General features: G+C 71.1%; 14 protein-coding genes. 4 read left to right on the top strand and 10 right to left on the bottom strand.

Annotated features, from left to right (window positions below; translation table 11 throughout):
- Positions 1–434: 434 nt before the first annotated feature.
- The 3 genes from ACWCRA_RS12920 to ACWCRA_RS12930 are packed head-to-tail and all read right to left on the bottom strand — an operon-like array spanning position 435 to position 3991.
- The gene (locus ACWCRA_RS12920; protein WP_451067453.1) at positions 435–1205 is read right to left on the bottom strand and encodes a hypothetical protein; all 771 of its coding nucleotides are present in this window, start codon (positions 1203–1205) and stop codon (positions 435–437) included.
- A gap of 60 nt (positions 1206–1265) precedes the next feature.
- The gene (locus ACWCRA_RS12925; protein WP_451067454.1) at positions 1266–3440 is read right to left on the bottom strand and encodes a Mucin-19; all 2175 of its coding nucleotides are present in this window, start codon (positions 3438–3440) and stop codon (positions 1266–1268) included.
- Positions 3440–3991: a hypothetical protein gene (locus ACWCRA_RS12930; RefSeq protein WP_451067455.1), complete on the bottom strand. Its 552-nt coding sequence runs from the start codon at positions 3989–3991 to the stop codon at positions 3440–3442. Before ACWCRA_RS12930 ends, ACWCRA_RS12925 begins: the two co-directional genes overlap by 1 nt.
- A 276-nt stretch (positions 3992–4267) precedes the next feature.
- Here ACWCRA_RS12930 and ACWCRA_RS12935 point away from each other — a divergent pair, with 276 nt between their 5' ends.
- The 4 genes from ACWCRA_RS12935 (at position 4268) to ACWCRA_RS12950 (ending at position 10259) form a co-directional block, all read left to right on the top strand.
- Positions 4268–5062, top strand: coding sequence for a hypothetical protein (locus ACWCRA_RS12935; protein ID WP_451067456.1), 795 nt, complete (start codon positions 4268–4270; stop codon positions 5060–5062).
- A complete protein-coding gene (locus ACWCRA_RS12940; RefSeq protein WP_451067457.1) occupies positions 5059–8673 on the top strand; it encodes a DEAD/DEAH box helicase in 3615 nt (1204 codons plus the stop codon). Before ACWCRA_RS12935 ends, ACWCRA_RS12940 begins: the two co-directional genes overlap by 4 nt.
- Positions 8674–8910: 237 nt before the next feature.
- Positions 8911–9072 (top strand): hypothetical protein, encoded by a 162-nt coding sequence (locus tag ACWCRA_RS12945; RefSeq protein WP_451067458.1) that lies wholly within the window; start codon positions 8911–8913, stop codon positions 9070–9072.
- Entirely contained in the window at positions 9069–10259 is a 1191-nt protein-coding gene (locus tag ACWCRA_RS12950; RefSeq protein WP_451067459.1) for a methyltransferase domain-containing protein, read from the top strand. The genes ACWCRA_RS12945 and ACWCRA_RS12950 overlap by 4 nt, the downstream gene beginning before the upstream one ends.
- A gap of 53 nt (positions 10260–10312) precedes the next feature.
- Here ACWCRA_RS12950 and ACWCRA_RS12955 read toward each other — a convergent pair whose 3' ends face one another.
- The 7 genes from ACWCRA_RS12955 to ACWCRA_RS12985 form a co-directional block, all read right to left on the bottom strand.
- Positions 10313–11194 carry an HNH endonuclease gene (locus ACWCRA_RS12955; protein WP_451067460.1) on the bottom strand — a complete coding sequence of 294 codons (882 nt, stop codon included), beginning with the start codon at positions 11192–11194 and terminating at the stop codon, positions 10313–10315.
- Positions 11194–12744, bottom strand: coding sequence for an AAA family ATPase (locus ACWCRA_RS12960; protein WP_451067461.1), 1551 nt, complete (start codon positions 12742–12744; stop codon positions 11194–11196). Before ACWCRA_RS12960 ends, ACWCRA_RS12955 begins: the two co-directional genes overlap by 1 nt.
- A 50-nt stretch (positions 12745–12794) precedes the next feature.
- Positions 12795–13247: a winged helix-turn-helix domain-containing protein gene (locus ACWCRA_RS12965; RefSeq protein ID WP_451067462.1), complete on the bottom strand. Its 453-nt coding sequence runs from the start codon at positions 13245–13247 to the stop codon at positions 12795–12797.
- Between the two features lie 12 nt (positions 13248–13259).
- Complete coding sequence (locus ACWCRA_RS12970) at positions 13260–14015, bottom strand: DciA family protein (protein ID WP_451067463.1); 756 nt, start codon at positions 14013–14015, stop codon at positions 13260–13262.
- On the bottom strand, positions 14012–15373 hold the full coding sequence (locus tag ACWCRA_RS12975; RefSeq protein ID WP_451067464.1) for a helix-turn-helix domain-containing protein: 1362 nt from the start codon (positions 15371–15373) through the stop codon (positions 14012–14014). Before ACWCRA_RS12975 ends, ACWCRA_RS12970 begins: the two co-directional genes overlap by 4 nt.
- Positions 15374–15478: 105 nt before the next feature.
- A complete protein-coding gene (locus tag ACWCRA_RS12980) occupies positions 15479–15802 on the bottom strand; it encodes a hypothetical protein (RefSeq protein ID WP_451067465.1) in 324 nt (107 codons plus the stop codon).
- On the bottom strand, positions 15799–16674 hold the full coding sequence (locus ACWCRA_RS12985) for a class E sortase (RefSeq protein WP_451067466.1): 876 nt from the start codon (positions 16672–16674) through the stop codon (positions 15799–15801). The genes ACWCRA_RS12980 and ACWCRA_RS12985 overlap by 4 nt, the downstream gene beginning before the upstream one ends.
- Positions 16675–16726: the final 52 nt, after the last annotated feature.

The raw sequence follows: 16726 nt of genomic DNA on the forward strand, positions 1-16726 counted from the left end.
AGGTACGGATCCCCGCGCTCCGCGGACGGAAGGCCCGGAGTCGGCCGGACCGCTACACCGGAATACAGACGCCCGTTCTCCGTGGGCCGGGGTGCCTCGGTCCGGAACGTCACGCCGACAGCTCCGACCTGAGCCGCCGGGGCGGAAGTCCGAGCGTGCCCTTGCGCCCAGGGCGTTCCCCGGATCGCAGGAGCGCTCACGGCCGTCCGAGCAGCATCCGCTCTCGGTACTCGACCCCGCTCAGGAGGAGGGCGGGCCCGGCGGTCATCGGCTTCGAGGTGAGAACCCGCCGGGCCCCGGACAGCATCGCTTCCCGGAACCCGTGCTGTCGAACCGGTGACCTGCGTTGTTCCCGTCGCAGTGGGAACGTCGGCCGGGGGCGGCCGGCCTCGGCGGTGACGGGCCGAAGCGAAGTGTCCCGCCGCGGGTTGCTGTCAGTCGTCGGTCTTCCAGGCCCGGAGCTCAAGATGGGTGATCTTCGCGCCTTCCGCGAGGCGTCCGGTTTCCACCATCCAGTCGGTGATCGCGGACGCGACGTCGCCTCCGTGCTCGGTGATGCGCTCGGACCATTCCATGGCGTCGAAGCCACCGGTTGTGGTGCCGCGGCTGCGGGGGGAGTTGCCGTAGCTGCGTTCCTCGGTGCCGTCGTCTCGCTGAACGACATGGCGGGACACTCCGGGGCTGTCGTCGGCGTCGCCGGAGTCGATGAGAAATCTCCCTTTTGAGGCGCGCACCGAGAAGGCGATGACGCCTCCGCTCGCAGCGGCGGCGTCGATGACGGGCTTCAGTCGGGAGGCTCCGGAGGCGATGTGCTGACGGCCGGCCCGGGCGAGTCCTGAACTCCATTCCTCGTCGTGCTCGATCTCGACGGTGTCCTTGGCCCGTACGCGGGCCAGTCGACCGGTCTTGGTCCGGCGCCGCTTCACGAGCTGTCCGGCGAGCTGCCGCAGGGACTCCACGTCACGGGGCCCTCCGGACTGGACTTCCTGGACGACGGCGCGCAGTGCCTGAACGTAGGCTCCGCCGGCGCCGGGTCCGCGGGTGTAGAAGTGGCTGACGATGGCGGAGTTGCGGCCGAGGATCTGTGCGACCTGGCGCTTCGTGAAGTCGGCGTTCCGCAGTTCGTTGGTCAGCCGGGCAGCCTCGTTGGGCGGCGGTGGTTCCCGCCTGCTGGCCGGGGTTCTTCCTCGGCTGCGCGGAGGCATCGTGCCCTTCTCCTTCATCCTGTTGCGCGCTGGGTGTGGCCGGGCGCGGGGTGCGGGTGGTCAGTGCTGGTTGGTGATGAGCCAGTTGCGGCCGAGGGCCTGGAGGGAGGAGAACTCCTGCTCGGTGGTGGGTGCGGCGACGGTGCAGGGGAGGTGGCCCTTGGTCAGGTAGTCGCCGGGTTCGCCGTGGTAGGCCCAGCCCGGCGTCACGGAGGTGTAGAGGGCGTCGGTGCGGAAGGCGATCACACTTCCGGGGGGCAGGTGGAGGGCGCCGACGTGGGTGGTCTGTCCGTCGGCGGTCTTCGCGCGGGTGGACAGGAGGGCTGCGCGGGCTGCGGACCAGACTCCGGATGCCCATTCCGGGTGGGCCCAGGGGTTGCGGGTCATCGAGGTGCGCTCCCAGACGATGCTGTTGCCGCTCATCCCCACGACGCGCGCTCCCTTGGGGACCTGACGCTCCTGGCCGACGGGCACGGTGCCCGTGGTGATGCGGGGGCGCTGGGCGAAGGACCCGATGCCGAAGAGGAGGACGCTGCGCACCGCGCGTGAGGCGAGTTTGTAGGCCAGGCGCAGCTCGTCGGCTCCGGCGTGCTGGGCCGCGGCCGACAGGGAGGCCCATGCCGCCTTGAGGTTGTCGGACCATTCGCGCAGGGGGGTGCCGGACTCCCAGAGGAGGCCGTCGAGGATCTCGATCTTCCACGGCTGGATGGGGTTGCGGAGCGCGGCGTTGATCTCCGCTCCGCCGGCCCAGGTGGTGAAGGTCCGGCCGGGTTCGCAGGGGTAGGTCCAGGAGCGGTCGCCCTCGACGGCGGCGGGCAGCAGTCCGACGTGGTTCCATCCGCCGGGGACGGTGACCCGGACGTGCCAGTGGGACGGGGCGAAGAGGGCGTCGCTCTGGCGCTTCGCTTCCCAGGAGGTGAAGGTGCGGGCCGTGACGCGCTGGGGGGCGCCCACTCCGCTGGCCCAGGTGTGCTTGCCGTAGGCGAGGGTGCGGTCGAGTTCGGTCCACCCGGGCAGTTCTTCCGGGACACGGGGCGGGGTGATCAGCTCGCTGCGGCCCTGTCCGGAGGTGGCGTGGAGGAGTTGGCGGATCTCGTCCGACATGACGGGGTAGCCGTCCGTCCAGCGGGCGCCCTGTTTGGTGGGGATGGTGCGGGACCACAGGTCGCGGCCGGTCTGGCTCGGGGAGCCCATGAGCACGACGTCGGGCCAGTGTTTCCTGAGTGCGTCCCACGTCAGGGTCAGGGCGTGGCGGACCGTGCTGACGTCTGCGCCGTCGGGGTCGAACCATTCGGTGACGCTGCGGATCTCGGTGTGCGTGTCGCCGCGCTGCCAGCGTCCGACGGGGCGGCGTTCGTGGACGAAGTGGCCGGCCAGAGCGTCCTTGCCGCGCCCAGTGTCCACCCGCCACCCCTCGGGCAGGGGGGCGTCCAGCCAGGCGGTGACCGCGTCCTTCAGGTAGCGGTGCCGGTCGGCGTCGCGGTGCCAGGGGTCTCCGGCGGTGATGTAGATCCGCTCCACGGTGTCGGGCACGGTGGCGTACACGGCGGTGAGGATCTCTGCCGCGGAGCCGGTGCCGAGATCGAGCTGGTAGCGGTGGTTCTTGTGGGCGAGAACGCCGGTGGCGGCGTCGAGGAAGACGGCGGGGTGTACCTTCTGCGGGAAGTTCGGCCGTTCGGAGACGAGGTTCGGCGCCAGGGCGAACCAGCGGTCTCCGTCGGTCCCTTCGGGGATGGACGGCAGTTCCCGCAGGGTTCCTTCGGCCGGCGTCGCGGGAGGCGCGGCCTCGGGGGCGGGGGGCGGCGGGGCGGAGCCGGGTTCTTCGGGGAGTTCGGCCGTCCGGTCCTGGGCTGCCGGTGCCGGGGCGGCTTCCGCAGGGGGCTCGGGTTCGGTGACGAGCGGGGAGGGTGTGAGCGGAGTGAGGGACGGGGTGGCCGCGCCGGGTCCCGTCCCGGTACCGGCTGTCCGCCCGGGGCGGGTGACAGCGGCATCCGGGGGCTGGGGGGCGGCGGGCGCCGCGGGGGCGAGTCCGGGGACGAGGGCGACGATGTCCTTGACGGCGAGGCCTGCGGCCGGGGCCAGGCGTTCGGCCTTGGCCTTGGCGTGCTCGCCCAGCGTTTTGATCTGCTTGTCGCGCTGGGCGTACAGCTTGTTGAGGGCCTTTTCTCTCTTGCCGATCTCGTCGCGGAGTTCCCGGAGCCGGGCGAGGCCGTCGGTGTAGGCCGTGGTGTCCATCAGCTGCTCCTGCCGGCTTCGGTCGTGCGGGTCTGGATGACGACGGTGTAGTCGGACGGGACGGACACGGTCAGGCGCCGGTTGCCGTCGGTGCTGACGAGTGCCTCCCCCAGGACGATCTGGCGCGGGGATGTGTCGCTGGGGGCGGTTCCCCGGAGGAGGGTGTCCAGTTCGAGCACCTTCACCGGTGTTCCCTCACCGCGTTTCCAGGTGGGGGCCGGAGCGCCGAGGTGTGCGGCGTAGCGCGTGGAGGGCTGTCCGTGGAAGGCGATCCGGCGGCGCGGTTCGTCGCCGACCCAGTGCCAGCGCTCTCCTGCCGCGTCCGGGGTGACGTCGTAGACCGCCATGGTTTCACCGCGGCGGCATGCGACGAGGACGGCGATCCGGTCCGGGTCGAAGAGCTTGCTGGTGGTGGATCCGCCGCGCCAGGGCGACCAGGCCGAGAGGACCACGTCGCCCTCTGTGCTGAGGCCGGCTGCCACCTCGCTCCAGCGCTTTCCCACGTTGACCGCGAGGGCCTGGAGCCGGGGCTCGTGTTGTTCGGTCGGCACGCCTGGGGCTCCTGCTGTTGCCGGGTCTGGGGTCGTGCCCCTCATCGTAGAGTACATGGAGGTGCTTATGGGTCAGAACTGGTAAGCACTTGTTTTCCCTCCTTCAGGGGACTCGCTGGTCATGCGTTCGGAGGTCATGGGCGGTGGGTCCCGGGTGGCCGGCGGGCTTTCGTACCGTGCCGGAGCGGAACCGGGTTGTCGTAGCCGGTTCGGTCTTCCGGGCCCCCGGGCCCGGGAGACAATGCCTGCCCGAAGGGCGCGAGTCAGGGGGCGTACGTGTTCGACAGGTGGTTGCGCAGTGAGCAGGTCCAGCAGCCGGGCGGGGAACTGGGCTATGAGGCGCTGGTGGACTCCGGGCGGCTCAGCGAGGACGAGTTGCTGGATTGCCTGGGCCGCGAGGTCGCCCGCAACTACATCCGGCCGGATGAACTCGCGCTGGTCTTCGACGATCTCGGGGCGCCGGAGGTCGCCGCCTATGTGCGGACCAACAAGTTCCCCGCCACGGTCCGGGTGCGGCACGGTGACTTCGGGGAGATCGTCACCGGTGCCCTCTACCGGCGGGTGCGCCGGTGGTGCGTGCCCATTCTGAAGCTCCGGTGGAAGCAGACCGCGGGGCAGGCCGTCCAGGGCACGGACGTGCTGGCCTTCCGGTTCCGTGAGAACCCGCCCGTGATCGCCGTGCCCGAGGTCAAAACCCGCGCGACACGGCACAAGCCCCTGGGACAGGAGGCGTACGACAGCCTGGAGAAGGTCATGGACCGCCTCGACGAGAGCATCCATTTCGCCATGGCCCGCTGCTCCGAGGCCGGCCCACAGTTCCTCGCCGGCCACTTGGCCGGCCTGCTGCGCCGCCCGGAGCATCGGGTGGTCGAGCGGCACATGGTGTTCGTCCACGACATGAAGGCGTGGAAGGACGATGTCGTCACCCTGCTCGCCGGGGTCGTCCAGCAGCGCACCGAGCTGACCGTGGTCAAGATTCCCGGTCTGCAGGACTTCGTCGCCCGTGTCTACAAGGTGGCCGAGACCGGGCCCTCCCTCGCCGGCAAGAGCAGCAAGGAGGCCGGACAGTGAGGGACTACAACGGGAAAGTGCGCCGTCTCGGCGAGGACGCCCTCGCAGGCGGTGAGGCCGCGCCGCTGCTGCGGGCCCAGCTGCGTTCCCACGTGCTGGGTGACCAGATCAGCACCGAGGGTCCGGCCGCCGCCTACACCTACGACCCCGCCAGTCTGCGCCGCGGTCTGACCCTGGCACGCCTCGGACAGCTGACCCGCACCCCCCGGGAACGGCGCGCCGACCCCGGGCCGCTCCCGGAGATCGCCGAGGCGTACGCGGATCTCGCCGAACGCCACGAGCAGGGTGACCCGCGCCGGGCCGAACTGCTGGCCATCGCCGCGTCGGTGTGGAGCCTGGCCGGCTACCAGGCCAACTCCCACGCCCTGGCCACCGGCTACCTCCGCGAGGTCCGCGGGCACTTCGGCCGGGGGGAGGGCCAGGTCATCGAATCCCCGATGACCGCGGCCCCGTACCGGATAGCCGAGGTCACCGGCGCGCTCCTGCGGCGGGACATCGACGCGGCGGCCCGTCTGGGCGAGCAGGCCCGGGAAGAACTCGTGGTGCTCGGGCGCCGGCTGGTCGGCGAGGCGGCGGAGGGGCACGCCGACCAGGGGGACGCGGCGGTGCTGGCCGCCTACGGGCTCGCCGGGCGTGCCGCCCGCTCTCTGGCCGCGCTGTGGCGGCTGGGTGACCGTGCGGCCGGGAAGGCCGCGGTCGCCGACCTGCGCAAGGCCGCTTCCATCCTGCTGGACGCCTCGGTCGCGGACACGTGGACCCTGGTCGATTCCCTGGCCCATGTCGCCGAGGACATCGTCGCCACCTCCCCCTGGCTGTTGCTGCGCCGCGCCTCGACCTGGGGCCCGGAGTGGGAGCGCTACCTCAAGGCGCTCATCGTCGCCGGGCGCCCGATGACGCAGGTGTGGCCCTCTCAGCGCACCGCGCTGGACGCCGGGCTCGTCGACCGGGACGCCGGCAGCATGATTGTCACGATGCCGACCTCGGCGGGCAAGACCCACATCGCCGAGTGGGCCATCCTCCACGCCCTCGCTCACCGTCCGGCCGGCCCGGACGAGGGCTGGTGGGCGCCCGCGCCGCTCGCGGTCTACGTCGTCCCGACCCGGGCTCTTGCCGCTCAGGTCGAGCGGCAGCTCTCCGAGACCCTCGAACTCGCCGGCCACCGGGTGTCCTCCCTCTTCGGCGGCTCCGAGCACGTCCGCTACGAGTCCCAGCTGCTCGACTTCACCGATGTCCTGGTGGTCACCAGCGAGAAGCTCGATCTGCTCCTGCGGAACATGCCCGAACTCGGCGCCCGCCTCGCCCTGGTCCTGGTCGACGAAGCCCACCTTCTGGACCGCTCGGACCGCGGACTGCGCCTGGAGATGCTCCTGACCCGCATCCGCCTTTCCACGCCGGGCGCCCGGCTTCTCCTCCTCTCCGCGGTCCTGCCCAACGGTGCCGACCTCGCCCGCTGGCTCGACCCCGACGCCCAGGGCCGCAACCATGCCGGCATCGACTGGTCGCCCTCCCGTCTGCGGACCGGGATCTTCTCCTGGTGGGGCAAGGAAGCCGACGGACAGAGCGGCGCCATCGACTACCGCAACGGCGGACCGGGCGAGTTCTTCGTACCCCGGGTACTGACTCGTCGCCTCAAGCGCACCCGGTTCTTCCCGGAGGCGCCCAAGGACGTCGCCGCCGCCCTGGCCCTCCACTTCGACCGCCTCGGCCCCGTCCTGATCTCCTCACCCACGCCGATCAAGGCGGCTGCCGCAGCGAAGGCCCTCGTGAAAGCGCTCACCGCCCCCGGGACCCCGGGGCTCGGTACGCAATCGGCCGGCCCGGCGGACCTCAGCGCCATCCCCGGCCGCCGGCTGCGGCTCGCCGCCGAGATCGCCCGCCACACCGGCTCCGGCCACGAGCTGACCGACATGGTCCTCCACGGCTGCGCCTACCACCACGGCGAAGTCCCCCAGGCCGTACGCACCCACCTCGAACGCGCCTACCGCGACGGAACCCTGCGGGTCCTGTGCGCGACCAGCACCCTCTCCCAGGGCATGAACCTCCCCGTCAAAACCGTCCTCGTGCCCGACGTCTGGCGCAATCAGGGCGAAACGATCTCCGTTCGCGACTTCTGGAACACCGCCGGGCGCGCCGGCCGCGCGTTCCACGAATCCGAGGGCCACGTCGTCCTCATCGCCAAGGACCAGCGCGGCGCCGCGCGGCTGCGCCACGCCTACCTCGACCGTGACAAGGTCGAGCCGGTCGTGTCAGCTCTCGCCGGCCTCTACCGCCAGTTGGCGACCGCCCGCCTCGGTCGCCCGCCCCAAGCCGGGCAGGACCTCAGCGAACTCATCCTGGACGACCCCGACGACACCACCCTGGCGAGCTGGGCCAGCGGGCTGGACGTCCAACTCCTCGCCCTGCTGGCCGAGGAAGCGGTCGACACCCCCGACCAGGAACTCCTCGAACGCCTCGCCCTCGTCGTCCTCCAGGGCACCCTCGGCGGGCATCAGCTCGGCGCCCGGCAGTGGCAGCTCGAACCGCTGGCCCGCTTCTCCGCACGCCGGATCACCGCCATCGCCCGCCAGATACCCGACCGCCCCTCCCGCGCCGCGATCGTCCGCACCGGCCTCAGTGTCCAGGGCGGTATCGACGCACTCAACGCCGCCGAGGAGATCGCCGCCGCTCTCGTCCAGCGGCCCGAACTCCTCGCCCCCGATCGCTGGAACGACCTGCGCGCTCTTGTGCTGAACGCGGCCACACACATCACCGAGCTCCTGCGCGGCGCAGCCCGCAAGAAGGTTCCCCCGGCGGCGATCGCCCCCCTGGCCGACGGCTGGGTCAACGCCCTTCCCGTCGCCGAACTGCACCGCGCCCACCACGCGGCTCTGGGCACCGCCGACGTCACCGCCACCACCACCGTCCTCGACCGGGTCATCGCCCACGACCTCGCCTGGGCCGTCTCCGCCGTCCTCCAGCTTCTCGAACTCAAGCGCGGCACACCCGCCGAAGGACACCTCGCAGCGCTCCCCGCCATGATCAAGTACGGGGTCGCCACGCCGGCGGCCTGCTACGCGGCCAGCATCGGGGTCCACGACCGCGCCGCCGCCTCGTCCCTCGCCGGACACTTCCCCGACCCGGCACCAACCCTCGGCGGCTTCCTCGACTGGATCAGCCAGCTCACCGCCCCTGAACTCACCGCTCTCACCGACCCCGACACCGCGGCCCTTCTCATCCGCAGTACCGAACGCCGCAGCCCCCAGGCCGCGCGCACCGTCATCCTGCGCGGCTCCGGAACGCTCACCACCCCGCTGCGCGGCATCCGCCACGCCGCCGGTCACACCCACCTCGTCCGCCTGGTCCCCGGCACAACCCTCGACCTCGTCCGCGACCGCAGCAACACGGCCGACCCCAGCGCCATCCGCGTCGAGCACGACGGACGGCTGCTCGGCTGGATCGCCCGGGAGACCGCCAGCCCCCTGGCCATCGTCCTCGACGACCACTCCGCCCCCACCGTCCACGCCCGGCTGCACACCGACCCGGCCTCTCTGACCGGACACGAAGACGGGCCCGCTCATCCGCTCCACTCCCGCGACGCCGTCCAGATCAACGTGGTCCTCGCCAGAACGTAGGAGTTCCGGCCATGGCCCTTGGGGACGCAAGGACACCCCGGGCCCATGGTCGGCGAACCGCCGAGTCAGCCCCCAGTCCCGTCCCAGGAGCCGGCGGGCACACTGCGGGCAACAGCAGACGATGACAACTTCAAACGGGAGTCTTCCCGGCCAAACGTCCCAGATGCCCTGACTCGTCAACTCCACGTCTCCTAGGGTGAGCTGGAACACAAAGCGCTTCGGCGAAGGGGCGAGGACATGACTCAAGGCACGGTCCGGGCGGACGGCGCGGACGGCAGCGGTGGTGACGGGAGCGGGGACGGACACCCCGGCCAGCCGTGGCAGCCGTGGCAGCCGCCGCAGGATCCGCCGAGCCCCGACGGCAGCACCCCCGAAGGGGACGGCAAGCACAAGAAGTGACGCACACCGAGACAGAGCCACGGCCCGGCTGGGCGGCCCTCGGCCGGACACTCGCCGACCGCGGCGTTCTCCCCCTCCACTGGGCCGGCGCGTTCAACGCCGTGCCCAGGTCCATGTTCCTGCCCGACGTGATCTGGCCGCACGACATGGAATCCCGGACCTCGCAGACCCTCGACCGGACCGCCGACCCCGAAGGCTGGTACACGGCCACCGAGGCCAACATCCCCATCACCACACAATGGGACGACGGCCGTCACACCGGTCCGGCGCCGGGCAGCATGCCGACCTCGTCCGCGTCCATGCCCAGCGTCGTCATGGAGATGCTCGACGCCCTCGATATCCGCGACGGCCACCGGGTCCTCGAAGTGGGGACGGGCACGGGGTGGAACGCCGGGCTTCTCGCGCACCGTCTCGGGGACGAGCAGGTCGTCACGATGGAGGTCGACGAAACCGTCGCCGACGCCGCCCGGTCCGCGCTGGCCCGCGCGGGACTGCATCCCACGGTCATCACCGGTGACGGCCTGCTCGGACACCCGGCGCGGGGCCCGTACGACCGGATCATCGCCACCGCCGGACTGCGCCGCATCCCGTACGCGCTCGTCGAACAGGCCACGCCGGGCGCGGTGGTTCTCGCCCCCTGGGGAACTCACTTCTCGACCGCTGACCGCCTGGTGCGTCTGACCGTCGCCGACGACGGGCGCACCGCATCAGGTCCTTTCGGCACACCGGTCGAGTTCATGAAGGCCCGCTCGCAGCGGCTCCGCATCGACCAGAGCGCGTATCTGCCGGACGGATTTCCCGGCGACTCCAGCACCATGGTCACCGCGCTGACATCGGCTTCGGCGGGCTTCGACGATCCTCTGCGGCATCCCTTCATGACGGCCGCCGGCTTTCTCGTACCGGACTGCATGATGCTCAGAGCCCGGCGCGGCACAGCCCTGAGTGTCTGGCTCTACAGCTTGACCGACCGTTCCTGGGCCGCCGCCCTGATCCACGACGACGACGCCGAGAGCACCGTGCACCAGAGCGGCGCACGGCCTCTGTGGGACGAACTCAGCACCGCCCACCGCTGGTGGACCGGCAAGGGACAACCAGATCCGCGGCGCTTCGGCCTGACAGTCCGTCCCGACGGTGAAGAAATCTGGCTCGACCACCCCTCCCAGGTGATGATCGCCCCGGCGCCGTGAGCGGCACCACCAGCCACTCAGTCGCCGCAGTCGTCAGCGCGGGTGGGTCACTTCTACGGCTCCAGGTAGCCGTTCACCGTGAACCAGGAGCTGGTCGCGAGCGCCCGGTACAGGGCGGCCTGCCAGCTGTTGGGGTTCTCCTGTGTCCAGTCCTCGGCGCGCTCGGCGAGGTGCTCGGGGATGTCTGTGAGGGGCAGGCGTTTCAGGCTCCGGCTGAGGGTGCGCAGTTCCGGTCCGGCCTGAGGGCCGTAGGTGCGCGCGAGTTCGAGGGAGGAGAAGTGGTGGCGGGCACGGGCGGCGAGCACACGGGGCATCTCGGGCGGCGGATCGGCGTGGAAGGTGACGGCAGGCCCTGGTAGGCCGGTCACGCGGGCGGCGAGCCAGATGTAGTCGTTGATGTCCGTGTCGAAGTACGGGTGGAGGGTCTGTTCCTCGGCGGCGGCCGGGGCCTGATCGCTCTTGATTGTGTTGCAGGAGCGGCAGGCGGGGACGAGGTTGTCCGGGGTGACCGCGAGCAGCGGGTAGACCGCCTTGGGGAGCTGATGGTCGAGGGTGTCCGCGAGACCTTGGCCGCACAGGGTGCAGCGGCCGTCGGGAGCGGCGGCAAGGAGTTGGTTGTAGAAGGTGCGGCCCTGGCTCTTCTTCGGGACCATGCGGGAGGTGTAGGTGGCGGTGAGGTGGTCGTTGACACCCTTGTCCGCCTCCTCTTGATCCTTGTTGGTCTTGGGGGCGGGTTTGCCTCCGGGCTGGTGCTGCAGTGCGCCGAGGGTGTGCAGTGCCCGCTGGGCGGCGGCTTTCTCGTAGTCCGCGGCGGCCTCGGCGACCCGGTCGCTGAGCTGGATCAGTTCGGCGCGCACCTTGAGGGGGCTTGCGGTGGAGATGCAGGTGGTGTAGACGGTGCGGGCGTCGAGAGCGGGGCGGGGCAGGGGCAGCATCAGCGGGAGCCTCCGCCCGGGAGTTCGCCGCTCTCGCGGAGCGCGATGAGGGAACGGGCGATGATGCGGGCTTCGCCTCCGAGCCGGTTGCGGAAGCGGAAGCGGATCTCTGTGTAGGACAGTCCTTCGTCTACGAGGCGCTTCAGTTCCCGGTTGAAGCCGGTCTCGTCGGCTTCGAGGCCGAAGACCTCGTGGGTGATGATGCCGACGTTCTCGCCGAACGTTTCGATCCTGGGCCGGTTGGCGACGAGGCGGTCGCCGGCGCGGTGGAGCTTCCACACGCAGTCGGCGGGAACCTCTTGGAGGACGACCGGGGAGTGGGTGGCGACGATGGCGAGGCCGTTGCGGTCGGTCAGGAGGTGGGACAGGGCGCGGACGAAGGCCGCGATCTGGGGCGGGTGGAGGTGGTTCTCGGGTTCGTCGATGATGACGAGGGTGCGCTCGTCGACGAGTTCGACGAGACGGGTCATGGTGAGCAGCAGAACCTTGTGGCCGGAGCTCAGAGTGGCGAACAGTTTGTTGGCCGCCGTGCGTCGGCGTGCGGCATCCTTGATGTTCTGGAAGGTGGTGAGCCAGTCGTCGGCGAGGAGTCCGCTGCCGGAGTAGGACAGGGTGCTCAGGGCCTCGATCCAGCGCTCCTTCTGCTCGCCGTTCAGACATGCTTCGAGGCTCTCCGCGAAGTCCTTCTTGAGCCGGGCGTCGGTCTTCAGCTGGCTGTCCGTGCCCTGCGCGCCCGGCGTGGGCGATGTGCGCAGCCCGACGTGGGTGAGGCGCGTCACGCTCTCATGAGGAAGCTGGGGCAGATCGTCGAAGGGGCTGAAGGAGACGGTGACGAGGTTGGCGAAGGACTCCCGATGGGCCCGGCCTGCCTCGGTGAGGGTTCCTACCTCGGCCGGGTCGGCATCGGGATAGACAACGGCGCGGGTGAGCCGGTTGAGCAGGACGGATTTGCCCACGCCGTTCCGTCCGGTGAGGACGTGGATGTTGCTGGGCGGGAGCTGGCCGGGCTCGACGTGGAAGCCGAGCCGGGCGCTGTCGCCGCCGGGCCGGGCAGGTGTCTCGTACACGACACGGTAGGAGAGCCGGCTGTGGCCGCCTTCGCGGGCGATGCGGCGGAACTGCTCCTCGATCGTCGCGGTACGAAGGCTGCGCCACAGGGAGACCCTGGTGACCTCCTCCTGCACGGCGACAGCGAAGGTCTCCTCGTCGAAGGCCATGTCCCTCAGTCCTCCGAGCACGGACTGGCGGATCCGGTCGCCGAGGTCTTTGAGCCGCTCGTAGTAGGTGACGTCCTGGCCCACCGAGAAGTAGTTCTCGCCGAGCTCGGAGAACTCCGCCGACAGCTCCACCCGCGGCTGGGTGTCCTGGTCCATGCCGACAGCGCCGATCTTCACCAGCCCGACTTCGTGACGCTGCCCGTTGTCGTCGATGACCGTCAGGTCGAACATGGTGCGCCAGCCTCGGTCGTCCCAGTTGTCCCGGGTCAGCACCGCGAGCGGCCTCGGCGCTCTGGGTATGCCGTCGAATCGGTCGATGACCACGAAATCCACGGCACTGTCCCCTTGCTCTTCTGGCCGGCGCTTCGGGCGGACCGCCGATCCTACGGCGCGGGTGCGCGGCCGGGGCGGGGTCGGTCCGCTGGAGACGAGGTCCAGCCGGGCGGATCGGTGCTGTCGGACTGCAGAGGGAGGGTGGTGCGGTGGTGTGCGAGGAGGAGCCGGAGGTGGTCGAGTTCCTCGTAGAGCTCGTCGAGCACCTGATCGGTGATGGTCGAGGCCGTGTAGCGAGTTGAGGCTTCGGACCGGGATTCCTGGTCCGGTTCCGGCAGGTCGGAGACGAAGGTCCCCCGTCCTGTGACGCTGCGGGCCAAGCCCTGCTCGCACAGCGTTCGAAGGCCGTTGCGTGCCGTCATCTCCGCCACGTTGTAACGGTACTTGAGGTCGCGGCTGGAGGGGAGGCGGTCGCCGGGCTTGAGGTAGCCGCTGGTGATCAGGCGCCGCAGGTCGTAGGCGATCTGCTGGTAAGGGTGAAGGGAGCTGTAGTAGCTGGACACCGGTGGCTCCGTTCAGGCGAGGGGGTGGTGGTTGGTGATCTGGTTGTCGCGTTCGCGGCGGGCACGGGCCAGGGCTCGTGTGTGGCTCGTGCCCCCGCTGGCGGCCGGAGTGTTCTGGAGGTCGGCAAGAGCGCGGGCGAAATCGCCAGGGGGTTCGCGCAGGAGGCCAGGGTGGGAAGGTCCGCCGGAGGCCGTCGGATCAGTGGTCCGGGCGACGGTGGACCGGTGGGCGGCGAGTGCGGCCTGGTAGCCGGGAGAGGCGTTCTCCCGTGTGATCAACGGGCCGGGCGGGTTCGGTTCCTGGGCGGGGGGCGCGGGTGGTTCGACGCCATGGGGGGCGCTGCCGGGGGGCAGGTCGTTGAGGCGGCGGACCGTGTCGGTGCCCAGGGCGTCCCGGATGCAGGCGAGGAGACGGGGGGCCAGGAGGCGGATCTGGGTGCGGTAGGCCGCGGAGTCGGGCAGGAGGTCGAGCTGGCCGGTGGTCTCGTGGAACCGGACTGCGGTGATGTGGGCGGCGAGTTCGGGGCCGGCGATCTCGGACCAGCGGTCGAGAACCGATCCGCCGGTGACCGGGACCTCCCAGGCCCGGTCGGCGACCAGCAGGGTCAGGGCGGAGGCGAAGGCGATCGGGTCGCGGCCGCCGGTGCGGGTGGTCCGGCGCAGGGGCCTGGTCTGGCGGGCGGAGGCGCCGCGCTTCTTGGCGTTCTCGCGGGCGGCTTTCAGGGCGACGCGGGCGAGGTCGACGCCCGTGGGCTGGGATGGGTTCACCGGCTGGCTCCCAGGGTCAGGTGGCTGCTCGCGTGATGCAGGCGCAGGGCGCGGGCGACGAGTTCGGTTCCGTACAGGCGCTCGGCTTCGGATCGGCCGAGGAAGTCGACGGTGGAGGTGATCAGCCCGCTATCTCCGGCCAGGAAGCTGTGGTGTGCGGTGGTCCGGTGGGCGGCGATGTCGGTGTCGCTGAGTTCGGGGCGGTCCGCCGGCAACTGCTGGGGGGTGGCGCCGAGGCGGACGGCCGCGATGGCCCGGCCGACGAGGGTGGTGACCGCGCGGCTGCGGGGGGCCTGCCAGGTTCCCTCCCATTCGGCGTGGCGGTCGATCTGCGCCTGGGGGGAGTCACGCCACCAGGCGACGAGGGTTTGGCGCTTGGCAGGGGTGTCGTAGAGCTGGTGGACGCCGAGCAGGCGGCGGGCGAGGAACCCGGAGGGGCGGTGGACGGTGTGGGCGGGGGCCTGCTGGCCGAGGACGGCGATGACCTCGGTGACGCTCCATCCGGCGTCGGAGACGTGACGGAGGATCCAGGCGATGCGGGGAACGGAGGCGCGGTGGAGCCAGGGCACCTGCCGGATCAGCTGTGCGGCCAGTCGGTATCGGCGGCCGACGGCGTTGAGGGTGCGGGGCTTGGTGGTCTTCGGGGTGGAGGTTGGGCTGTGCCCCGTTTCGAGCTTGCTCTCAGAGGGAGAGGTAGTTGTACCCGCAGTAGAAGACGTTGAGGAACCACCCCCCATTGGGGTGCAACGCGATGGAGCCGAGGAACGGGCCGGGGAGTTGTTCGCGGGGCGGGTGCGCCGGCGACGGCGCAGTGTCTGCCGGGCCATCGTGGCGATACGTTTCATCAGCGGGCGACCCGCGTCGTCGATGCCGTGGACGGCGCGGATGTACCGCTCGGACGGGCCGGTGCGCAGGTGCAGGGCGTCGTCGAAGGCCGGCGGGATGGTCCAGACGAACTCGCTGGCGAGTCCGCCCTGTCCGCGGACGCGGGTCCCCTTGGTCCGGTACGTGAGCAGGCCGGTCTCGCGCAGGACGGCCAGGTGGTACTGCACGGTGCGCTTGGAGAGCGTGAGCTGGCGGACGAGGTAGTCGACGCCGGGACGGCAGGGGGCGAGGCGGGCGAGTTCTGCGGCGACGCGCAGGGTGGTCGGCCCCATGCGCCGGGGGCCGTGGTCACGGCCCCGCGTGTAGGAGCCGTCGAGCTGGAACCAGCAGACGGCCTGCATCCAGCTGAATCCGTCGGACGCGATGCGGCCGGAGGTGGCCGGGAGCCACTGCCGGGCATCCGGGAGGCGGGGGAAGGCGTCTGCTGCCGACGCGCAGGGCGGTGCGGTCGGAGCGAGTGATTCGGAGGGCACGGCGGTCCGTTTTCGGGTAGCGCGAAGTAGACCCGTGGCGTGGGAGTCGCGAACGGGACTGGAGGGAGGGGGAGGTGGGGCGGGCCTACGAAGGGGCGGAGGCCGTCAGATGATGCTGAGCTGCTCGGGCTCTTCCGCGGGCCGCGGTGCGGCCGGGGCGGGCTGGGAGGACCGGCGGTACCTCGGGGAGCGGCGCGGGTGGCGGCAGACGTTGCGCGGGTGCTTGGGGAATTTGGCCTCTTCGGCCGCCAGCCTCGCCAGTCGGCGGACGTGATGCGTCGGCAGGTCCGTGCGCAGGGCGATTCGATCCAGAGGAACCCCGCTGGTGATCATCTCCAGGGCCGCGAGTTCCTTGCGGGCGTGGTCCTCTTCGTAGTCCGGCCAGGCGACGGCGGGTTTGATCTTGGCGGTTCGAGGGACGGTGGTCATTGGGTACCACCCCTTGATGCGGTGAGGTCGGCCTCGACGACGATGCGCTTGGAGCTGCCGTTGGCGGGCCAGCAGGTGACGATCGTGAGCTTGGCCTTGGTGGGGGTGGCGGCGGGCTTGCCGGGCACCTGGGCGATGACGTCGACGTCGGTCGGTGCGACCGTGCGGACTCGGGTGACGGTGTAGGTGTAGGTGATCCGGTCGGCGGTGGTGACGTGGATGTCCGACCCGCGCTTGATGTTGTCGATGTCGCGGAAGGCGGGGTCGCTGATCCCGCTGCGGTGTCCGGCGATGGCGTAGTTGCCGGTCTGTCCGGGCTCTTCGGTCTGGGGGAAGTGCCCGATGCCGGCTCGGAGCTGGCGATCGCCGATGCCGTCGTACACCGGCTGGCTCCAGGTCCGGCCGAGGGCGGGGATCCGCAGGACTTCGCGGATGGCACCGCCTGCTCCGGCTACGGCCTCGCCGCCGACGGCTCGGTCGCCGGTGGGCCGGGGGTTGCCGTTCGACCAGGACTCCAGTGCGGAGCCGGCCTGGGTGCGTGCTGTCCCGGAGCGGTCAGGGACCGCCGGGTCGCCGCCCACGGCACGGTCGCGGCCGGTGGCCGGGCTCGTCTCGGTCAGCGGGTCGCGGGGGGAAGGGGTGGACGACGCATGGCCGGGCGAGGAGGGAGCGGTCGCGGAGGGGGCGCTGCTCGGGGGTTCGGAGGGGGCGCTGCTGGTGGCGCGGTCGTCGTCGGTGACAGTGCAGGCCGCGATGACCACGGCGGTCAGAGTGCCGGTGGCGAGCAGGGCGTAGGCGGCGAGGAGCCTGCGGCGGCCCGGCTTGGCGGGGGTGGTCTCGGTGCTGCTGTCCGATGCGGGGGTGAGCGGCATGTTCGGTGTCCAGCGGTAGGGGCGGGACCGGCCCGGGGTGGTGGGCCGGTCC

It is taken from the genome of Streptomyces sp. NPDC001889 (assembly GCF_053594535.1).

Coding starts and splice junctions, on each gene's coding strand:
- ACWCRA_RS12955 (WP_451067460.1), bottom strand. CDS start 11,194: ATGCTGCCCCTGCCCCGCCCCGCTCTCGACGCCCGCACCGTCTACACC.
- ACWCRA_RS12925 (WP_451067454.1), bottom strand. CDS start 3,440: ATGGACACCACGGCCTACACCGACGGCCTCGCCCGGCTCCGGGAACTC.
- ACWCRA_RS12980 (WP_451067465.1), bottom strand. CDS start 15,802: ATGACCACCGTCCCTCGAACCGCCAAGATCAAACCCGCCGTCGCCTGG.
- ACWCRA_RS12920 (WP_451067453.1), bottom strand. CDS start 1,205: ATGCCTCCGCGCAGCCGAGGAAGAACCCCGGCCAGCAGGCGGGAACCA.
- ACWCRA_RS12945 (WP_451067458.1), top strand. CDS start 8,911: ATGACTCAAGGCACGGTCCGGGCGGACGGCGCGGACGGCAGCGGTGGT.
- ACWCRA_RS12985 (WP_451067466.1), bottom strand. CDS start 16,674: ATGCCGCTCACCCCCGCATCGGACAGCAGCACCGAGACCACCCCCGCC.